Source organism: Paraburkholderia sp. CNPSo 3274, from assembly GCF_024206475.1.
Taxonomy (GTDB): domain Bacteria; phylum Pseudomonadota; class Gammaproteobacteria; order Burkholderiales; family Burkholderiaceae; genus Paraburkholderia.
In genome coordinates this window covers 1-2,144 of the sequence record NZ_JAMBPR010000196.1, presented here as the reverse complement: position 1 = coordinate 2,144, position 2,144 = coordinate 1, and the positions used below count along the sequence as shown (strand labels likewise).

The window sequence follows — 2,144 nt, the reverse complement described above, 5'->3', positions numbered from 1 at the left end:
CACCGTCGAAGGCGCGAACGCGAGCGCCAATCTCTATACGCTCGTCGAGACCTGCAAGGCAAACAGCATCGATCCCTACCGGTACCTCACCTGGCTGTTCCAACACCTGCCTCTGGCGAAAACCGTCGACGACTACGACGCGTTGCTTCCCTGGAAAATGCCGGCGGACCTCCGCTGACCCGCATCACTATCACACCTCACGCGCTCCGCTACCATACTCTGAAGGGCGTCGTTCGTGGATCGCATACGGTTCTCGTAACGCAACGTGTCGGGCAGGGTACGGATCAGGTCGAACAGCCCTTTACGTCCAGGCGCGATGTGCGCGCTGTGCTGGATATAGGAATCAGACCAGAAACGCTCGGCGGCAGCGTAGTCGCGCTGATTGAAGAGCGTATCGAAGGCTTCGAGGAGCAGGGCCTTGTTCTGTGCGGCGGTGGTTTTGGTCATGGTGTTCTCCAGTGAGAATCAGAGCACTTCAAATACGCTGTATACGGGGCCGTAGGCGAAGCGGTGGCCGACGCCGACGGCCAGAATGCCGTTAAGCCATTCGTAGCGTCCGGCTGGCGCTTCGAAAATGGGGTTGATGCGGAAGTAGTAACTTGCGGGGTCGACGACTTCCCCCTGTTCCAGGCGCTGAATCACGTCGGTCGGACCATACCGGACGCCGTGGTATGACATCAGGAGGTTGACGCCGTCGTCAGTGCGCAGCGTGAGGCGCACGTCATGCGTCGTGCCGGTATCACCGCGGACGGTCTGCCAGTCGTTACTGCCGTCCAGCACGGTACCGGTGAGCCGGTCGCCCTGGAATGTGCCGGATTCAACGATGCCGACGCGGCGCAAGGCATCTGGTGTCTGACCGACCGTTACGATTGGCTTGACGCCCAGACGGACCACGAACAGCGGCCGCGTCCGGACTTCCTTCATGACCGGGGGGAGATCGTCAAATTGGGGTGTATGGCTTGCGGACATGGTGTTGTCATCTCATCTGACGGGTTCAGGCGGTCCTGCCGCCGTTCACGCGCAGGATTTCGCCGGTCATATAGCTGGCCTTGTCCGATCCGACGAAGACGATAGCCTCGGCGATTTCCTCGGGCGTTCCAGCACGTTTGAACGGGACGCTCGACAGCATGGCGGCCTTGCGTTCACTGGAGCCGGTCAGCCGGGTGAGCATCTCCGTATCGATGGGACCGGGCGCGACGGCATTCACACGCACGCCGGAGGCGGCGGCTTCCAATGCAGCGGACTTCGTGAGGCCTTCGACGGCATGCTTGCTGGCCGTGTAGATAGACATGCCTGCAGCGCCGCGCAGGCCCATCGTCGACGACACGTTCACGATGCTGCCGCGCTGCTGGGCCGTCATCACGCGCAGCTCGTGCTTCATCGCGAGCAGGGTGCCGAGCACGTTGGCATCGAAGACGGCTGCGTAGCGCTCGGGTGTCTGCTCCGTGACCGGGCCCGATTCCCCCTCGACGCCGGCCGCGTTGACGGCGATGTCGAGTTGACCAAAGCGTGCGACGGTGCCCTTGACTAGCGCTTCGACCTGCTCTTCATGGCGAACGTCTGCCTGGATGAATTCGGCTTCGATGCCGGTTGAGCGCAGTTCTTCGGCGAGCTTCTCGCCGACTTCAGCCCGTCGGCCGGCAAGCACGACGCGAGCTTTGTCGCGTGCGAAGGCGAAGGCCGTGGCGCGGCCAATACCGGACAGTGCGCCGGTGATCAGTACGACAGGTGCGTTACTCATGTTGCTTCTCCTGTTAGGGGAAGTTCAGTGCATGAACGGAATCAACCGGAAATCGCGTGCGGGCAGTTCCTCGATCGCGTCGATACGGTCGGGGTAGAAAGCCAGGTGCTCGCGGATCGGTGCAACGGTTGCGTAAGGCTCCTCGTAGGTCCAGACTGTGGCGCGACAATCCGGATGAGAGACGCGCGACAAACAAGTTGAGAATGTCGCGGCAGAAATGATGATGCCGATGTTGATTGACGCTGGCAAGCGTTTATTGATTGACGCGCGGCGTTGATTGACGCGGGCGAGTGGGTGTCGCGCGACAATCAAGCTGAAGCCACCAGTCGTTGAGGATTGCTGTGTAATGGTGACGCCGCAGGTATTTGGCCGCGCGACAATCAGGATAAGAATGGGGTGGCGT

5 protein-coding genes are annotated in these 2,144 nt (G+C 61.3%); 1 reads left to right on the top strand and 4 read right to left on the bottom strand.

From position 1 onward, the window contains the following. On the top strand, positions 1 to 178 hold a 178-nt coding region (locus tag M3I54_RS44085; RefSeq protein ID WP_254343812.1), incomplete at its 5' end, for a transposase domain-containing protein. Here M3I54_RS44085 and M3I54_RS44080 read toward each other — a convergent pair. Genes M3I54_RS44080 through M3I54_RS44065 form a run of 4 tightly spaced genes read right to left on the bottom strand, consistent with a single transcriptional unit; the run spans position 133 to position 2,122 of the window. Continuing rightward, complete coding sequence (locus M3I54_RS44080) at positions 133 to 447, bottom strand: hypothetical protein (protein WP_254346676.1); 315 nt, start codon at positions 445 to 447, stop codon at positions 133 to 135. The genes M3I54_RS44085 and M3I54_RS44080 overlap by 46 nt on opposite strands. Before the next feature lie 18 nt (positions 448 to 465). Further along, positions 466 to 969 carry a DUF3237 domain-containing protein gene (locus tag M3I54_RS44075; protein ID WP_254346674.1) on the bottom strand — a complete coding sequence of 168 codons (504 nt, stop codon included), beginning with the start codon at positions 967 to 969 and terminating at the stop codon, positions 466 to 468. 25 nt (positions 970 to 994) lie between these two features. After that, positions 995 to 1,741: an SDR family NAD(P)-dependent oxidoreductase gene (locus M3I54_RS44070; protein ID WP_254346672.1), complete on the bottom strand. Its 747-nt coding sequence runs from the start codon at positions 1,739 to 1,741 to the stop codon at positions 995 to 997. Positions 1,742 to 1,765: 24 nt separating this feature from the next. Beyond that, positions 1,766 to 2,122: a DUF427 domain-containing protein gene (locus M3I54_RS44065; RefSeq protein ID WP_254346678.1), complete on the bottom strand. Its 357-nt coding sequence runs from the start codon at positions 2,120 to 2,122 to the stop codon at positions 1,766 to 1,768. Positions 2,123 to 2,144 lie beyond the last annotated feature (22 nt).

Coding starts and splice junctions, on each gene's coding strand:
- M3I54_RS44070 (WP_254346672.1), bottom strand. CDS start 1,741: ATGAGTAACGCACCTGTCGTACTGATCACCGGCGCACTGTCCGGTATT.
- M3I54_RS44080 (WP_254346676.1), bottom strand. CDS start 447: ATGACCAAAACCACCGCCGCACAGAACAAGGCCCTGCTCCTCGAAGCC.
- M3I54_RS44075 (WP_254346674.1), bottom strand. CDS start 969: ATGTCCGCAAGCCATACACCCCAATTTGACGATCTCCCCCCGGTCATG.